Source organism: Vibrio alginolyticus NBRC 15630 = ATCC 17749 (assembly GCF_000354175.2).
Classification (GTDB): Bacteria; Pseudomonadota; Gammaproteobacteria; order Enterobacterales; family Vibrionaceae; genus Vibrio; species Vibrio alginolyticus.
Genome location: NC_022349.1, coordinates 627,406 through 645,416, shown reverse-complemented (window position 1 = coordinate 645,416; position 18,011 = coordinate 627,406). Strand labels below are relative to the sequence as shown.

The following is an 18,011-nucleotide window of genomic DNA, read 5'->3' as shown; positions in this document are numbered from 1 at the left end:
TCATCACCAATTTGGTGAACTTAATTTATAGAGCGTCTATCAGAGCAATTCTCATTCCATAATTTACATTTCTAACACTTACGATTTAATTTATTGTTTTGTATGAACTTTAATAAAATTAGGCATTCTTAAAATGGCGCTTAACACGCTAATAAGTGCACCAATATGGTTTTAGTGCACCAACATAATGCGCACCATATAGCTCAACAAACAGCAAACTTTATACGATAAACGTAAAAGCCACCTCATGAGAGGTGGCTTATATACGGAATTGCTAACTAAAGGAGTTTATCGAGTGATCTTCCCGGCTTTTACTTCTTCTAGCCAACGTCCTTCAACGAGATAGGGGGGGAGCCAACCAGTTTCAACAGATAAACGGTTACCTTTGTCATACCACATACATGCCATACCAAGCAGAGGGAAATTAATGAACGTGCGGATCCCTACTCTATCTGGTCCCAATTCTCTAAGATGATATTTCTCTTGAAACTGTAGGTTTTTAACGAGCACTTCCTCAAAATCATAACCAATGTTAGTAGTGAGCGCTGCGAAGGTTTCTAGGAGCCCCATCGCAATTTCCAACGCCCAGTTATCCCCTTGGGCTACCGCTGCGTCCATTGCTGCGACGAGCTTATCAGGATAGTCCGATGTGCGATTATGAAACGACTGGATGACATCTACTAACATGTAAGACAATTCACCCGCTTTAGTAGAGCTTTGTCTCATCAAAGAAATCGGAAAGTTCGCCAATACGTCCATGCTAGGTTTATCACGCACAATCACCGAAGTAAAATACGCATCTAGCCACATTGAAGGACAAATGAAGCCTGTTTTTAAAATACCTTCCCCATCCCATGTCACTTCTGGATAGCCGAGTATCTGGATACTTAATGGTTCTTTCTGATACATAGCGAGCCGATGATAACATGCGCCCATTAGCGAAGTTTCATAAAGACGCAAGGTACATATTTGCTCATCTTCATGTGAGGCTTGAAACCAGGTATACCAGCGAACCTGGTCAATGGCAAAATCACCAAGACTGACCAGGTTTTCCCGCCTGATTTTAAGACCTTCTTTTCTGTTATCTAAGACCCGGTTTATAAATTTTTTCCGATTCACAATGGCTTGAGTGTCAAGTTCAGGATTTGCTTTGCGCTCTACAACTTTGACCGATTCTTTGCTTTGCATTTTTACTTTAGTCCTTCTGAATCAATTTTAAATTCTGCCACTTCTAGTTTTACGTCCGAGGCTTTTCCACTTTCTGGGATGCTTGCTTGAGTATGTATATATCGAATAGGTATGCCGGAGAAAGCTGCAAATTGGATTTCGTCGGCAGCTAATTTTTCAGTCGTTCCTTCTTTATTCTCTGACATTAACTTAACTATTTCCGCCGCATATTTACTTGTCCCTTGCTGATATGCTTCATTGCCAATTTTACGACTGCCGAGCGGGCTGCTGCCCCCCTTAGCCTCAACGATGATGATTTCTTCAGGATCATCTGAGAGGTAAACCATATCAAAGTCGCCCGGCTTCGAAATTGAGGTTCCAATATCTTTGGGATGAAGCAGCTTAGCATTAGGACGTTTACTCCGGACAAAGTCATCCGCGGCCAACTCACCTATTTTTGCAGACTGTTGGTTAATATTACCAATTTGAGCGTTATATCCCTCTTCGCCAGCTCGAGCGTCGATTGCCTCTTGACGCTCTTTTAAGCATTCGTCAATTTTTTCTTTGTTTCTTTCTGTTAGCTCATAATCACTCGTATTGAGTTCAGAGTTTTCTTTATACTCTGCTTTATTCAGCACAAGATCTTCAGTAAAGATCGTGCAACCTTCTTCCCCGCCAACTTTCTCTGAGTCAAAAACATGCGCATTTACAAATTCCTCAATCCCAACAACATACTGAACTTCGTGCCTGCTGCCATCTGAATGATTGATATGACGATAAAAAGTAATTTCATTTTTCTCGCAATCAATATGGTCTAAATCGTATTCATATCGAATATGATTTTTACCTTTGGGTTTTCGGATTTTGACTTGCGAGCGAACGCCATCTTCTCCGACGGATGATTCTTTTGCTGCCTCTAAAATCTGATCGCAAACCTCTTGGGGGACATCGCTTTGCGCCTGATACGCTGCCAACATTTGACCCAAGCGTTTTAACCCTTCTTCACAAAGGAAACCTGTTGGATCAATCCACTGGATAGGATTGACTGCATATTGGTAATGGTTAATGCCACCAGCAATAGATATCGGATCTTGTTGGATAAAGCGTCCTAGCTTAGGATCGTAATACCGAGCGAGGTTGTAGTGTAAGTCGGTTTCTTGATCGAAGTACTGCCCTTGAAAACGCAGTGGATTTACTACTTTTTCAATATGTACATGAGCAAAGCCATGAGCATCGTAGCTGGCACTCCATACAACATTCCCCTCGCAATCGATCAGTCGCTCTGGTTTACCAACTTGATCGCACTGGTACCAATAAATAACGTCATTTTCTAGCAGTGCCACTGGCGTGTAGGTTTCTGGTTGATATAGGTACCAGCGGAAAGCGCATGAAGAGCGTTCACCAATTAAACGTTCCCCTTCCCACAAGAACTCCGTAACGCCTTGTTGTGTAATTTTCTTCGTCCTGCGCCCTAATGCATCATATTCATATTGACTGATGCCATCGTCGGTGTGAACTTCAATGAGCTGATTTAACGCATCAAATACGCGAGTCTGAACGTGTCCTTGCCCCTCACGTTTTGTCTGGTTTCCTTGCGCGTCATATTTGAACCGGACACCATCGTGTACTTCAATACGATCAGCGAATACCTCTGAAGATGGCAAAGTAGGATTGCCAAAACTATCGTATTCAAACTTAGTCACTTCTCCGGAAGCATTGACTCGTTTCAGTTGCCCTAAGGCATCGTACTGATAGTGTGTTGCTCCTGCCGTATTATCAATGATTGATGAAATACGGTTTTGCGCATTGTAAACGTACTTTTTCTCTCTATCAGGCCAATGTTGTTCGACCAAACGACCAACACCATCATAAATGATGCGCTCATTAAAATATGCCGTTTCAATTTGGGAAACTCGTCCCATTTCATCGTAATGAAATTTGATTTGAGGTAAATCTAGGTTTCCAAACCGAATCGCTGAAAAACGCCCATATCGATCGTAAGAGAAGTTCAGCTCCGTATTATCTGGCAGTACCTGAGATACGCGTTGGCCAACTCTGTTAAACTCCTGCGCTATCTCAAACTGACCTTGAATGCGCTTTGTTAAATGCCCGAATGAAGAGTGTTGGTATTGCAATGTTTGATGGCGATTGGATGCGAAAGTAAGTCGACCACCAAGCGTATAGTTGAAGTGGTTCTCTACAATACTGCTACCATTTCCTGCTTTGACGTGCTTGAGATAACCCGCAGCGTCATAGCGATACAGCACAGTCCTATCGGCGACTTGCTTACGATGGATCCGTCCCATATGATCATAATCAAATTGGCTTTGTAGATTATCAAACCCGACAGTTCCTGACAGCTGGCCTTCATCGTCATACAGGAATTCGAACTCTAAGCCGTCACTCCGAACTAATTTAGTCAGGTTACGTTGTTGATCGTATTCGTAAGAAATATGGCTGCCATCGGGAAAGATGACTGCTTCTTGTTGCGCGAGTGCTCCCCATTGATATGAGGTAATGCCTGCTGGCGTTCGAATCTGAGCAACACGGCTGTGCTCATCGTAAGAATATTCTTCGCTATAACCGACTTTGTCTTCGTCGTTAAAATAACGAACTGATGTACGCCTGCCAAATTGATCATAAGCGAGTTGAGCAATACACCCATCGGGATAAGCAACGCCATTCACTAAATCTTCTTCATTGTAGCTATAACGAAGTAATGTACCGTCTATTTCATTCGCGATAAGTCTTTGTTGTTCATCCCACCACCACTGACTTTTCTTACCATCTTCAGACTCTTTTTTGACGACTTGACCGTGTTTATCGTAATCATATTCCGTGACACAGCCAAACTGGTCGGTATCCCAAACTCTTTGACCGAGGCTATTGTAGTAAGCCTTCTCGATATCCCCGTCAGGTGAAACCGTTTTAACTAACTTACCTAAGCCGTCATAACCATATTGAATTTCTTTGCCAGAGGAATGAAACTTAGAAACTAATTGACCATGCTGATTATATTGATAATTGACCGTTGACTGATCAGGATAGATAGCTTGCGCTTTTCGCCCTAATTCATCATATTGCCATCGCCAAGTTTTACCTGTGGGGCTTATTTTCTCGAGTAAGTTACCCTGCTCGTCATGCAAGAAAGACCATTGATGATCTAACGAGTCAGAATAAGAAGAGTGATTTCCTTGATAATGGAAGCGATAGTCATAAATTCCTGCGTCCCCAACGTTTCTGATGCATTTCGCTTTTGCACCTTCGCCATCCCATTCAAAATAATGAGTAAAGCCAGTTGGTCGTACACGTTTAACAATTAAATGCCCGCGGTATTGATACTGTTCCTTTAAGCCTAAATGATTAGTTGCACTGACCAAATCATCGTGCTCATCATAGGTATAAGTTGTCAGAACTTTTTGGGACTTTGCATTTAGCAGTTCTACAAGGCGTCCTTGCTTATCATATTGACATTCAAGAACCGGACGCTTGTTGTATGCAATCTCGATCAATCGATGGTTTCGAGAATACTGCAGTTGAAACGTTGAAAACGTGCCATTTCTGACTTGTTTAACAACCCAACGATCATCTTTCTGTTCAAATCGATATTGATGCCCATTCGCGAGCGTTACAATCCGAGTTGTTGAGCTCAGGAAATAACAGCTCGCACCAGCGTATATTTGATAACTTGTTGCTCCAATATCTACTGGCTCAAATTCTGTGATATCGGCCTTATCGTCAACAAACTCCCAAGCGATAACATTGTCTTTCTCGTTCGTCTTTTCGCGTAATTCAAACTGAAATGCATGTCGCCAACCAAAGCCCATTCCATGATTTACATCCGACTGCGAAGAGCGGTAAGTACGCTGCCAAGTAGTACCTTGTTGTAGCTCGATATCATAGAGTTCGAGAATTTCTTCACCCGTCACAAGTGATACAGGATCACCGGCTTTCTCATGTTTTTCGCTGCTTTGTTGCTGAGGCTTGTCGGATGCGGCACTTCTGCCACTCTTTTTATTCGACTTCCCCTTTCCCTTCGATGGTTTTGCATTGACGGTATTTTGAGTCGGTGGAGGCGTAACCGCTGACGAGAGTGCGTAGTTTTCGCCGGTAGGTACAATTCGAGCGACATGCAAGTCACCGTTCACCAAAGCATTGGCAAACGTTGAATTATAGTGTTGGGAAGTAAGCTCACCGTCAGGTATGTTTGGCTTGAATTGACCAATCGCATAGAACAAGTCCTCGACAGAGCGAAGGTCAAGCTCACCAAAGCTCTCAAGAAACTCTATTGCCTCTTGTTTGGTCACGAATGTTTTAGGTTCGCCGCTAGTAAGTAACTGACCAGAGAAGTGATAACTTTCGCCAAAGCGATTCGTGATAGGAATGACGAATTGAGGGATCATAGCCGTAACGTGTTTGTCCTTTTCTTACCTTGCCGCATCATTTAATGCTCGTTTCGCTCTTTTTATTTGTGAGAGCAAGATGCCTTAATCAAACATCCTCCGATAGAGATTCCTCTGTATGAGTAGACTGAATGTATTGATGGCAATTTTCACGTATGCAACTCTTTGAATTTCTGAGCGCAGCGTACTTTAACGGGACGATGAATCCTGAGTAAATGAACAATAGCGTGAGTGAGACTAATGTCTCATCGTGACGCGATTTTTTTACATGTTTCTTACTTAACTATGATTTTCTGCCCAGTTACGTAAATTCACTCAATAAGTTGCATCAAGTATCACCACTGCGACTCAACGCTTCATATTTGAGACAAAACAGCAACAAAAAAAACCGCCTATTACGGCGGTTTTGCTTAAAGAATACTGATTAAAGGTTTGGACCTGTCGATGGTCTGTGTGGTTGGTTATTGAGCAGTTGCTGCATCCCTTGAAACATTCGCATAAACCACACCAAGATGGCTAATGCAGCAAACACCATCCCTACCCAAGGAATAAAGTAAGCGATGGTTTCAAGCAAAGTACTATGCAACCAATAATCACTCACGCCAACGAGTACACCGTTAGAAGTCGCGACGGTGACGATCAACACAACAAAAAACGTCAGGTAGAGAAAGAAGGTACGAATTAAACCGTAGTAATGAGAAATCACTACGTCACTGTCTTCTCCCTTATCTAATCGGTAACCCGCATAGATAATTGCGATAACGCCTGAGATCAGAAACGTAAACGGGGTCAGACAGCTCAGGATGTACGCAACCCAAATCCCGTTATGAGGTTTGTTCATTCGCTTTCGCTCCTTTTACTTCCGTTTGTGCCGTATCTGTTTCGCCCATTGCTTCTTTGGATTTCACTTCTTCATACCAAAGATCGTGATGCTCTTTCGCCCATGTTTCATCAACTTCACCAGTCACCATGCCTTCTAACGCACCTTCCATACCGAATAGACCAATATAGATGTGGAAGATAAAGCCACAGATTAGAATCAGTGCCGAAATCGCATGAACTAAGTTAGAAAGCTCCATGTCACGGCGAGTTTGGCCAAAGATAGGAAAGTCCAGAACTAAGCCACTCACTGCCGCGATAGCACCAAAGAAGATCAACAACCAATAGATTGCCTTCTCGCCACCGTTTGAGAAACCAGCTGACGGATGTGTGCCTTTGTGTTTACCAACCATACCGCCCATTTTCATGAACCAACGAACATCAGTCATGTTTGGAATCGACTTGCGCCACCATTTAAAGAGCACGAGCATCAGCAAAATGAAGAACAATGGCCCCATGTAATTGTGGTACTGCTTCGCCAACATGACGATAAAGCCCCAGAACTCAGTAGGAACATACGGTTTTAAGAAGTGCTTACCGTAAACCAGCATCAAACCACTGAATGCCAACGTTAAGAATGTAAACGCCATACTCCAGTGAAGCGCGCGGTCTAAACGAGACCAACGCTTCATCTTTTTGCCTGTACGAGGCTTACTTAGCATCAAAGGGCCAACAAATACGTAAGCCATGATAACCATCGCGATACTGCCGAAAATCGCGACAGCACCAGCAGGAGACATCCATTTCTCTTTTAGAATGTACCAAGTTTCACCAGGTTTACTGATTAATACGCCATGTTCTGGCGATTTAGACGTGGTATAACCTTCTTGCCCCTCTCTGACTTCGCGCCAATAGTCTGCCCCGGCGAGTTGCGTGATCTCCTGTTGAATAACTTTAGAAGATTGTTCCTCTGCTGAAGCAGGCATTGCGAAAGTCAGCAGCAATGCTGTCATCATTGACAGCATTGCTAGAGACGCACGTTTAAGCGTGTTTAACATGTGCCTCTCCTTACTTAGCTTTTCGTCGCATCGTAAGAAAGATCGTTTCCGTCTGTCCAACCTGCGTTTTTCGCGCCGCGTTCTACCACACGTTGACGGAAAATGTCAGAGACTTTCTCTGCGTCACCCGCAAGCAGTGCTTTGGTTGAACAAAGCGATGCACACATCGGTAACTTGCCTTCTGCGATACGGTTCGCACCGTATTTTTGACGTTCTTCCTCAGAGCCTGGCTCTGTTTCTGGGCCGCCCGCGCAGAAAGTACATTTATCCATTTTGCCACGTTCGCCAAACGCTTCTTGTTTAGGGAACTGAGGTGCGCCAAACGGACAAGCAAACAAACAGTAACCACAACCGATACACAGATCTTTATTGTGAAGAACGATGCCGTCTTCGGTATGTTCGAAACAGTCTGCTGGACAAACTGCCATACAAGGCGCATCGGTACAGTGCATACAAGCAACAGAGATGGAGTTTTCACCGGCTTCACCATCGTTTAGTGTTACCACGCGGCGACGTTGAATGCCCCATTCAAGAGCATCGTCGTTTTCGTTCTTACATGCAGTAACACAGCCGTTACACTCGATACAGCGTTTGGTGTCACATAGAAATTTCATTCGTGCCATTGTCAGACTCCTTAGGCTTTACGAATGTTACATAGGGTTACTTTGGTTTCCTGCATCAAGGTAACCGGGTCGTAACCGTAAGTGGTTGCCGTGTTGGCCGATTCGCCAACAACGTAAGGCTGTGTACCTTCTGGGTATTTAGGACGTAGGTCTTCACCTTCGAACTTACCGCCAAAGTGGAACGGAATGAACGCCAAGCCAGGTTTCACACGACGTGTTACCATCGCTTTCACCTTGATTCGCCCCTTCTCTGCACCTTCAACCCAAACATCATCACCATCTCTGAAGCCAAGATCGTTCGCGTCTTTCGGGTTCACTTCAACAAACATTTCTTGTTGAAGCTCGGCAAGCCAAGGGTTTGAACGCGTCTCTTCACCACCACCTTCGTATTCAACCAGACGGCCAGAAGTCAGAACGATTGGGTACTCGCCCGATTTGTCTTGCTCTTGAATGGATTTATACAACGTAGGAACACGGAAGATTGCATCTTTGTCTTCCCAAGTTGGGTAATCCGTTACAAGGTCACGACGTGGTGTGTAAAGTGGTTCACGATGCAGTGGCACACGGTCTGGGAACGTCCAAACAATCGCACGCGCTTTCGCGTTACCAAATGGAATACAACCGTGCTTGATCGCGACACGCTGAATACCGCCAGAAAGGTCAGTCTTCCAGTTTTTACCCTCTGCTGCCACTTTCTCTTCAGCAGTTAGGTCGTCCCACCAACCAAGTTGTTTCAATAACTTATCAGTGAACTCTGGGTAACCGTCTTTGATCTCACAGCCTTTCGAATAACTGTCTTCTGCAAGAAGGCTTTTGCCTTCGAATTCCACACCAAAGCGCGTACGGAAGTTACCGCCACCTTCTGCAACCGTCTTAGACGTATCGTACAGAATGTGTGTACCTGGGTGTTTCATTTCTGGTGTGCCCCAGCATGGCCAAGGTAGACCGTAGGTTTCACCGTTGACAGGGCCACCTTCCGCTTCCAATGTGGTTTTGTGGAACGTATGCCAGTTTTGTTGGTGCGCTTTCAAACGCTCAGGGCTTTGGCCTGTGTAACCAATCGTCCACATGCCTTTGTTGAATTCACGCGTTAGGTCTTCAATCACCGGCTGGTTATTTTCAACACGGATGTTTTTGAACAGAAGATCTGAATAGCCCAGTTTCTTCGAAAGCAGATACATGATTTCGTGGTCTGGTTTTGATTCAAACAAAGGTTCAATCACCTGATCACGCCATTGTAGAGAGCGGTTAGATGCGGTAACGCTGCCGTGTGTTTCAAACTGTGTTGTTGCAGGAAGCAGGTAAACGCCGTCGGTACGGTCGTTCATTACCGCAGCAACCGTTGGGTATGGGTCCACAATCACCATCATGTCCAACTTCTGCATCGCTTTTTTCATCTCAACACCACGTGTTTGAGAGTTCACTGCGTGTCCCCAGTAGAACATTGCACGGATGTTTTCGCGTTGACGAATGTTGTCTTTGTTTTCCAGTACACCATCGACCCAACGAGATACTGGGATACCTGCACTGTGCATTGGTTTCTGACCGCTATAAGCGTTGTCATCGAAACGACCTTTGATCCATTCGTAATCGATTTCCCACACTTTTGACCAATGACGCCAAGCGCCTTCAGAAAGGCCGTAGTAGCCAGGTAACGTGTCAGAAAGTACGCCAAGGTCGGTTGCGCCTTGTACGTTATCGTGACCACGGAAGATGTTTGCGCCGCCGCCTGATTTACCAATGTTACCAAGCGCTAGCTCAAGCACACAGTAAGCACGTGTGTTGTTGTTGCCAGTAGTATGCTGAGTACCACCCATACACCAAACAATGCAGCCTGGGCGATTTTCAGAGAGCAGTTTTGCTGTTTGGTAAACGTCTTCTTCGCTTACGCCTGTTACGCGCTCTACTTCTGCTGGCGTCCACTTCGCTACTTCAGCACGGATTTCATCCATACCGAATACTCGTTGACGGATGAACTCTTTATCTTCCCATTGGTTTTCGAAGATGTGCCACAACACACCCCAAATAAATGCTACGTCAGAACCTGGACGAAGTGATACATAGTGATCCGATTTTGCTGCCGTACGTGTACGACGAGGATCCGCTACGACGATCTTACAGTTGTTCTTCTCTTTCGCGATCAGAATGTGCTGCATCGCCACTGGGTGTGCTTCAGCTGGGTTTGAACCAATGAACAGCATCGACTTACAGTTGTGCATGTCATTGAAAGAGTTGGTCATCGCACCGTAACCCCAAGTGTTTGCTACACCCGCCACGGTTGTTGAGTGACAAATACGCGCTTGGTGGTCAACGTTGTTAGTGCCCCAAAGTGATGCCATTTTGCGGAACAAGTACGCTTGTTCGTTGCTGTGCTTTGCGCTTCCCAAGAAGTAAACCGAATCAGGGCCAGACTCTTTGCGGATGTCCATCACCTTGTTACCGATTTCTTCGATCGCTTGATCCCAAGAAAGCTTTTTCCACTTACCGTTTTCAAGCTTCATTGGGTATTTTAGACGACGCTCACCGTGGCCATGTTCACGCAGTGCTGCGCCTTTTGCACAGTGACCACCGGCGTTAAATGGGTGGTCAAATGCAGGCTCTTGACCCGTCCAAACACCATTTTGAACTTCTGCGTAAATACCACAACCCACTGAACAGTGAGAACAGATAGTACGTTTTATTTCTGTTTTCGCTTCTGGATCGACAGATTTTGCTTGCGCTTTTTTCATCATTCCCGGTGCAAATAGACTAGCACCAACCACTGCGCCACCAGCGGCAAGCGAAGTGTTTTTCATGAATGCACGACGAGATACGCCAAGCTGGTTCGTTTCTTTGCTCACACTGTCGGAGCGTTTGACAAGTTTCATCCGTTATCTCCTAAAGTGTGTCGTAGTAATCGCGAATGTGTTGAGTTTCACGATACCCTTTCTTCTTCACGTCGTTTTCAGAAGGCTCAACCGTTTCTGAAGCAACGGCCACTTTCGTGGTTCCCGCAACAACAGCACCGGCAACGGCAGCGGTTGTGAAGCCTTTTAGGAGATCCCTACGGCTTGTGTTTATTTCTTTATTATCTTTCATCATTGCTTCCTTACCTTACGGTAGATCTTTGGAGACTCATGCCTCTCTATCGATATGACCAAGTACTGCTCGATTACTCGTAATCAGTGACGTTTTTCACATCAATTTTTAATTTGTTCTTACTGCTTTTGGTGTTCACGCTAAAGCGCACTTGCTCTAACGTTAAAAACGCATCGCAAAGCTGTGCAGCTGGCTTGTAGAAGTTCACGCTTTCTGCGCTCTCTAGTTGGCGCGTAAAAGATTGGAACCAAGGGGCAATGTGTTTGTTAAACACCGCTTGTTGAAGTTCTTCCTCTTCACCTGTCAGCATTGCCATCACTTCGCACAGTGCAGAAATATGGTCTTCAGGCTCTTTCACGTTCTCTTCTCGTTCGATGCCTAAAAGATCCAAATCGCGACGAATTTCCGCTAACGGCTTTTCCATCATCGAGCCAGTACGATGCCAAGATCCGAATGGCACAACTTCACCACGTCCAATGCCAATAAACAGATCTTGATATTCTTCTTCTAACGCTTCTCGCTGCGCTTCGTTCGCGGCTTGTTGCAGTGCGAGCCAAGCTTTTTGCATCGCGCTCTCAGACGGCTCAATTTCTAGCGATTTCAGGAACGCCAGCATTTCATCACTAGGCGCACTACGAAAAAGTGCGGATAAAACGAGATAAATGTCTGTTCTCAGTGTTTGTTCTTGTTGTGTGTCCACTGCGAGCTCCTAGTATTTCAGTTGTTTCATTGGGTCTTCTGCCATCGACTCAAACATGTCGATCACACGGCAGTCTTCACACATCGCGATACGATTGATCGCCGCTTCATCAGAGAAATGAGAGTGACCGCGTAACTTGTTTTGTAGCATGTCGATCATAGACTGAGGTGCGAATGGCTTATGACAGCGAATACATTCCGCTGCTTTCTCTTCGTGAATCACAACCGCTTTTTGGCGCTCTTTTTTCACCCAGTTCATACGAGGCGTAAGCGTCAGCACTTTCTCTGGACACGCTTTCTCGCACAGCCCACATTGAATGCAGTCTTGCTCGACGAATTTAAGCGACGGAGATTGACCATCGGTATGAAGTGCACGTGTAGGACAAACTGCCACACAGCTCATACACAACGTACAATCTTTGCTCTCACAAGAAACATTGCCGTAAGGCGCGTTTGCTGGCAGCTCAACAATGTTCTCGACTGGAATACGAGAAGACGACAACGCATCCAACGCCGTAAATAGACGCTGACGTTTGTTACCTTGCAAATCACCTAATGCCAAATCAAAAGACTCAGTACAAAGTGTCGGAGCACCTTCACGTAGTGACTCTAGATACAGAATGTCGATGGTTTCTTTGGCGATACCAAGCTGACCGAGCAGCTCTTGAGCAATACCTACTTCGCTATTAAGCACACGAATAATGGTTTGAGGCATAAAACGTGAAGCCGCAAACAGCACCTGAGTAGCACCATTCACAAGCGCGGCGAACCAAGTATCAATACCAACCGAAGGCAGTTCTTCCACCACAATTGGAATCACATTATCTGGCAGTGCTTTTAGTGCCATCACGTTGTAGCTCTCGTGGCGAGAACTGCAAATCAATACGATAGGATCTAAACCACCCGCTTGCTCATAGTTGGCGAGCGTACGTTCAATAAACTTTTGCGTATCTTCAGGGTTTGGCAGTGCGTAATGAATTGCTTCTGTCGGACACGCTGTAGCACAAGTACCCACGCCTTGACATAGGTATGGGTTGATCTCGATGCGATGGCCCGTTTTGTCGCTGCCTTCACTCGATAGTGCCCCTGCCGGACAAGCATCCACACACCGTTCGCAACCTTTTACGCCACGAGAGCTGTGTGCACATAAATCGGTATCTAAACGGAAGAATTTCGGTTTATCGAACGTCCCCATTAAGGTTGGAATCTCTTCCAACGCTTCAGCCAGTTTCGGATAGCCACGACCTACTGGGTAGTAGCCCGGTACTGGGACTTCTTCCGACATGCAGCTGTTAAGGCAAAGATCGAGTACGATATCGAAACAATCGCTATTGATCGCGACCTTGGCAAGATTGTTGGTCGAACCATGATTTTCAATCAGAACTTCAAACGTACCTAAGAACCCTGAAACCTGAACCGAATTGGCGTAATAAAGCTCGGGATTTGTGCCCTTTTCGCCATCGGTAGAAAGCAGCGTTAGGCTGTTCATTTGCGACAATTGCGCTGCCGCACTTTCGATGATTGCTGTTGGGCCCACAATCAAAGTATTACCGCCGCTTTCATAGCTTACGGTTGGTGGAATAAGATTGGTCAACTCTACGGTATTTTCGAAAGCGTACAGCCTCGCTTTACCGTTATTGGAAGTTGCTTGTTCTAATAATTGTTTCAGCATTGCTCAATTCCATTTATGAACATGGATAGTCTTTTCCATCTCTTAGTGTAGTTAGCGCCGGAGATTCTGCTGATTAACTTATCAATGAGAATTCTTATTCCGCCATCTATAGGCGATGAATACTACGCAGTGCGTCCGTACTAACTTCAACCAGATTGGTATTGAGCAACAAATAGCAAGTGTCATGCCAATAAAATATCAACTGAAAATCAATAGGTTATCAATTTTACTGACAAATAGTAGGGATAAAAAAACCGGTTGAGACATTTTGTCTCAGCCGGCTCATTGAGTGTTTAGTCAAAATGTACCTATTATTTATGTGGTATATTTTGTCTCACCTCGTTAGACTGTGATTCTTCAGCAAAAGTATCACTTTCACTAGACACTGTGTTTATATACAGTTCATTTTCATCTTGAGTAATTTGGGCATTTTTGTCGGTGTTTGACTCTGCGTCTTCAACTACCTCAGATGCGATATCGTTAGCGTTAAGCTCAGACCCTTGCGCAGTTTCAGCGTCTGGTTCGTCTTCCACTTTGTCTTTAACCCAATCACGCAGCGTCTCAGCGACGTCTTGAGAAAGTGACTTTAAGTTACTGTAATCATCATCGTAATCGTCTAGGCCGTCACGCACGTTAAATTCTTCGGACAAGAACATTTTGCGCAGCGCAGCTTTCTTGACACTTTCTGAAGCTTCAGAAACCAGCAGTTGCGCCACAGACATTTTTTCGGTTTTTTCAGTCTCTACACTCGCGGTAATGTCTGGAGCCTGACTATCCTCATTGACGTTCAAAGCATCTGAGCTTTCGTCAGCGTTTGAAAGCGCTGTGACACTATCTTCGGATTGCGCCGTCTCTGCTATCGGCGTGATCTCTTCATCATGTTGGGAAGATTCTTCTAACTTACGTTTCGACCAACGGCTTAAAAAACTAGTTGCCATTTGCTCTGCCCGCTCCTTTGCGTTTCTTACGTCTTACTTCTAACAACTCACCGTGGCGACCGATAAAGGCTTCCATCCAAGCCTGAACGGCTAACGGCATATCGTTAGATAGTACAAGGTTATCACCATCCATATATTGCGCCGCAACAGATTGTGAAGCCGTCAGTAACTGTATCGCTGGTTTTTCACCAGACTCGACGTTATCCATCACTAAAAAGAGTTTAGGTTGCAGAGAGCTTAAGTTAAAGCGGTAGTCTGTACGTTCATCTTTATGTAATTGCAACGGACAAACATCTGGAGTCTCTTCCGTCGGATTCAGCGCAAATCCTGTCAACTGCCATTGGGTTGTCACCCAAATCCCTGTACTGATCTCATGCTCAACAAGCTCTACGCCGATTGGCCATGTATCCTCAGTCTTTTCGTAATTTTTTTCGAAATCTTTCTTATCCGACATAACTCACCCAGTCTTTCTATTTTTGGTCTGAAAACACACAGGACATTTTGCCCCCGTTTTCGACCATTTTTATTGTCTTCGAAGCAATAAACGCGCCAAGCTGATATAACTTAGTCTATATACTCCCTCAGGCTATAAGTACCAAACTAGACGAAACTCAAATGTATTGATGTGTCATTACTGCGAACTCGCAGTTTTAATGCATTGTTGACATAAAACCTCGCAATTTCTGTGGGAACCGCTATTTTGGAATGAGATTTGCTAGCCATTTAAAAAGCTAAAATGCGTAGCAACCTAACGCTCTTAATCACTAGGACACGACTGTGCTGAAACCAAATATTATTAAAACCAGTGAAAATCCCCTGCAAACCATTGAAGTCGATGTGTATGACGAGTACGGCGAAAAGCTCACGAAGCAAATCGCTTGCGAGCGTCCTCTTACGGTCATGCTGAACTGGAAAGAAGTGGTCACGCTCATGACGCTAGGTTCGCGTCCAGAAGCACTAGTACTGGGTTATTTAAAAAACCAAAGCTTCCTGTCCGATCCAGCCGCGATTGAATCCGTTATTATTGACTGGGAAACGCATTCCGCAGCGGTGATTACTAAAGAAAACACTGAGCACTTAGAAGGCGCCCTGAAAAAGAAAACCGTCACCTCAGGTTGTGGCCAAGGCACTATGTATGGCAACGTGATGAAGCAGCTTGAAAATTATCAAGTGCCTCAAGTTCCTCTTAAGCAGTCAGAAATTTATTCTGCGCTGGAAGCGTTAACTCATTACAACGACACCTACAAAAAAGCGGGCGCAGTACACGGCTGTGCGGTTTGCAAAGGTAATGAGGTGTTATCATTTGTGGAAGATGTCGGCCGTCACAACGCAGTGGATACACTTGCAGGTGAGATGTGGCTCAAAGAAGAAACAGGTGAAGATAAAATTTTCTACACAACTGGTCGCCTTACATCAGAGATGGTGATTAAAGTGGCTCAAATGGGCATTCCTGTTCTGCTTTCTCGCTCTGGCGTTACTCAAATGGGGTTAGATCTAGCGAAGCAATTTGGTATTACGACCATTGCGCGTGCGAAAGGTTTGCGCTTCCAAGTGTTTACAGGAGCCGACAAGGTTGAATTTGATGTAAAAGGCAACCAATAACACCTTTTCAGTGTAAACTAAAACCAATAATGCGGATTCACAGAGGATGTGGACTATGAATAATGACCAATTGTGGAATTTTCTGCTTACGCCCAGCGGTATCATGCTTTCTATGATTATTACCTTTGGCGTGGTCGGGATCTATGCGTATATAACCGGTCAGTTTAAGGATTAAGGCCAAATATCAAAAAAGCCTCGCTAAATAGCGAGGCTTTTGCTTTTTAAACGCTTTGCGAGTAATTACGCGTCAACGCCACGAGATTTTAGGAACTCAGAGTAAGTGCCTTTAAAGTCTGTGATTTTACCATCGCGGATTTCGATAATACGCGTTGCTAGTGAGTCTACGAATACACGGTCGTGAGAGACGAAGAACAACGTGCCTTTGTATTGCTCAAGCGCCGTGTTCAAAGATTCAATTGATTCCATGTCCATGTGGTTGGTTGGTTCGTCCATTAGCAGCATGTTTGGCTTGTGCATCATTAGCTTACCAAGCAGCATACGACCTTGCTCACCACCAGACAGTACTTTTACTGACTTCTTAATGTCATCTTGACCAAACAGCATACGACCAAGGAAACTACGAACGACTTGCTCGTCATCACCTTCTTGACGCCATTGACCCATCCAATCCGTTAGATTCATATCTTCTGCAAAGTCATGCGCGTGGTCTTGCGCGTAGTAACCGATGTTTGCATTTTCAGACCATTTGAACTCACCAGCACGCGGTTCAAGTACACCAGCAAGCGTGTTTAGAAGTGTTGTTTTACCCACACCATTTTCACCGATGATCGCAACGCGCTCTCCCACTTCAAAAATTGCATTGAAGTCTGAGAACAAGTCCTCTTCAAAACCTTGGCTCAGGTTTTCTACAATCAGAGCGTTACGGAACAGCTCTTTAGACTGTTCAAAACGAATAAATGGGTTTTGACGGCTAGACGCTTTCACTTCGTCCAGTTTGATCTTGTCGATTTGCTTCGCACGAGATGTCGCTTGTTTTGCTTTCGATGCGTTTGCAGAGAAACGCGCAACGAAAGTTTGTAGCTCAGCGATTTGTGCTTTCTTCTTAGCGTTGTCGTTTAGTAGACGTTCGCGAGCTTGAGAAGCCGCCGTCATGTACTCGTCGTAGTTACCTGGGTAAACACGTAGTTCACCGTAGTCCAAGTCAGCCATGTGTGTACATACTGAGTTTAGGAAGTGACGGTCGTGCGAAATGATGATCATTGTGCAGTTACGCGCGTTTAGCGTGTCTTCCAACCAACGGATTGTGTCCATGTCCAAGTTGTTGGTAGGTTCGTCAAGAAGCATCACATCTGGGTCTGCGAATAGAACCTGCGCTAGAAGCACACGAAGTTTCCAGCCTGGTGCTACTTCACTCATTAGACCGAAGTGCTGCTCCATTGGAATACCCACCGCAAGAAGAAGTTCGCCCGCTTTGGCTTCTGCCATGTAGCCGTCCATTTCCGCAAACTGAACTTCTAGGTCAGCCACTTTCATGCCGTCTTCTTCACTCATTTCAGCAAGTGAGTAGATACGGTCACGCTCTTTCTTCACTTCCCATAGCTCTTTATGACCCATGATAACGGTATCGATTACCGTAAATTCTTCGTAAGCGAACTGGTCCTGGTTCAGTTTTGCAACGCGCTCGTTTGGATCGTAGCTTACGTTACCACTGGTTTGCTCAAGCTCGCCGCTGAGGATCTTCATAAAGGTTGATTTACCACAACCGTTAGCTCCAATTAAGCCATAGCGATTGCCTTCGCCGAACTTAACTGAAATGTTTTCGAATAGCGGCTTAGCGCCGAATTGTTGAGTAATATTCGCTGTGGAGATCAAAACCTTTACCTTAGCAATTGGGGTGTATTTAGAAAAACCGGGCAACGGTACTTGTTCATGCTACATACTGCAAGTGTTGTTTTTATTAATTCACTCCAAGTAAAATCATTGTAAGGTTT

Annotated in this window: 13 protein-coding genes; 1 reads left to right on the top strand and 12 read right to left on the bottom strand. The window is 44.9% G+C overall.

Annotation, left to right across the window (positions count from 1 at the left end; translation table 11 throughout):
• Positions 1-288: 288 nt before the first annotated feature.
• The 11 genes from N646_RS02775 to N646_RS02725 form a co-directional block, all read right to left on the bottom strand.
• Positions 289-1,188: an immunity 49 family protein gene (locus N646_RS02775; protein WP_017821914.1), complete on the bottom strand. Its 900-nt coding sequence runs from the start codon at positions 1,186-1,188 to the stop codon at positions 289-291.
• Positions 1,189-1,190: 2 nt separating this feature from the next.
• Complete coding sequence (locus tag N646_RS02770; RefSeq protein ID WP_017821915.1) at positions 1,191-5,570, bottom strand: RHS repeat-associated core domain-containing protein; 4,380 nt, start codon at positions 5,568-5,570, stop codon at positions 1,191-1,193.
• A 424-nt stretch (positions 5,571-5,994) separates the two neighbouring features.
• Positions 5,995-6,411: a membrane protein gene (locus N646_RS02765; RefSeq protein WP_005377532.1), complete on the bottom strand. Its 417-nt coding sequence runs from the start codon at positions 6,409-6,411 to the stop codon at positions 5,995-5,997.
• Positions 6,395-7,447 carry a formate dehydrogenase subunit gamma gene (locus N646_RS02760; protein ID WP_017821916.1) on the bottom strand — a complete coding sequence of 351 codons (1,053 nt, stop codon included), beginning with the start codon at positions 7,445-7,447 and terminating at the stop codon, positions 6,395-6,397. The genes N646_RS02765 and N646_RS02760 overlap by 17 nt, the downstream gene beginning before the upstream one ends.
• 14 nt (positions 7,448-7,461) lie before the next feature.
• Positions 7,462-8,070 carry a formate dehydrogenase FDH3 subunit beta gene (fdh3B, locus tag N646_RS02755; protein ID WP_005377536.1) on the bottom strand — a complete coding sequence of 203 codons (609 nt, stop codon included), beginning with the start codon at positions 8,068-8,070 and terminating at the stop codon, positions 7,462-7,464.
• Positions 8,071-8,081: 11 nt separating this feature from the next.
• Entirely contained in the window at positions 8,082-10,937 is a 2,856-nt protein-coding gene (locus tag N646_RS02750; RefSeq protein WP_021033875.1) for a formate dehydrogenase subunit alpha, read from the bottom strand.
• Positions 10,938-10,947: 10 nt separating this feature from the next.
• Positions 10,948-11,148: a twin-arginine translocation signal domain-containing protein gene (locus N646_RS02745; protein ID WP_005377542.1), complete on the bottom strand. Its 201-nt coding sequence runs from the start codon at positions 11,146-11,148 to the stop codon at positions 10,948-10,950.
• Positions 11,149-11,221: 73 nt separating this feature from the next.
• Positions 11,222-11,848 carry a TorD/DmsD family molecular chaperone gene (locus N646_RS02740; RefSeq protein WP_017820684.1) on the bottom strand — a complete coding sequence of 209 codons (627 nt, stop codon included), beginning with the start codon at positions 11,846-11,848 and terminating at the stop codon, positions 11,222-11,224.
• Positions 11,849-11,857: 9 nt separating this feature from the next.
• On the bottom strand, positions 11,858-13,519 hold the full coding sequence (locus N646_RS02735; RefSeq protein ID WP_017820683.1) for a 4Fe-4S dicluster domain-containing protein: 1,662 nt from the start codon (positions 13,517-13,519) through the stop codon (positions 11,858-11,860).
• 311 nt (positions 13,520-13,830) lie between these two features.
• Positions 13,831-14,457: a DUF3306 domain-containing protein gene (locus tag N646_RS02730; protein ID WP_017820682.1), complete on the bottom strand. Its 627-nt coding sequence runs from the start codon at positions 14,455-14,457 to the stop codon at positions 13,831-13,833.
• Positions 14,447-14,911 (bottom strand): DUF3305 domain-containing protein, encoded by a 465-nt coding sequence (locus N646_RS02725; protein ID WP_017634910.1) that lies wholly within the window; start codon positions 14,909-14,911, stop codon positions 14,447-14,449. The genes N646_RS02730 and N646_RS02725 overlap by 11 nt, the downstream gene beginning before the upstream one ends.
• Before the next feature lie 323 nt (positions 14,912-15,234).
• Between N646_RS02725 and N646_RS02720 the strand changes: the two genes are divergently transcribed.
• A complete protein-coding gene (locus N646_RS02720) occupies positions 15,235-16,059 on the top strand; it encodes a formate dehydrogenase accessory sulfurtransferase FdhD (RefSeq protein ID WP_017820681.1) in 825 nt (274 codons plus the stop codon).
• 240 nt (positions 16,060-16,299) lie between these two features.
• Here N646_RS02720 and N646_RS02710 read toward each other — a convergent pair whose 3' ends face one another.
• Positions 16,300-17,892, bottom strand: coding sequence for an ABC-F family ATPase (locus tag N646_RS02710; protein WP_017820679.1), 1,593 nt, complete (start codon positions 17,890-17,892; stop codon positions 16,300-16,302).
• Between the last annotated feature and the right edge of the window lie 119 nt (positions 17,893-18,011).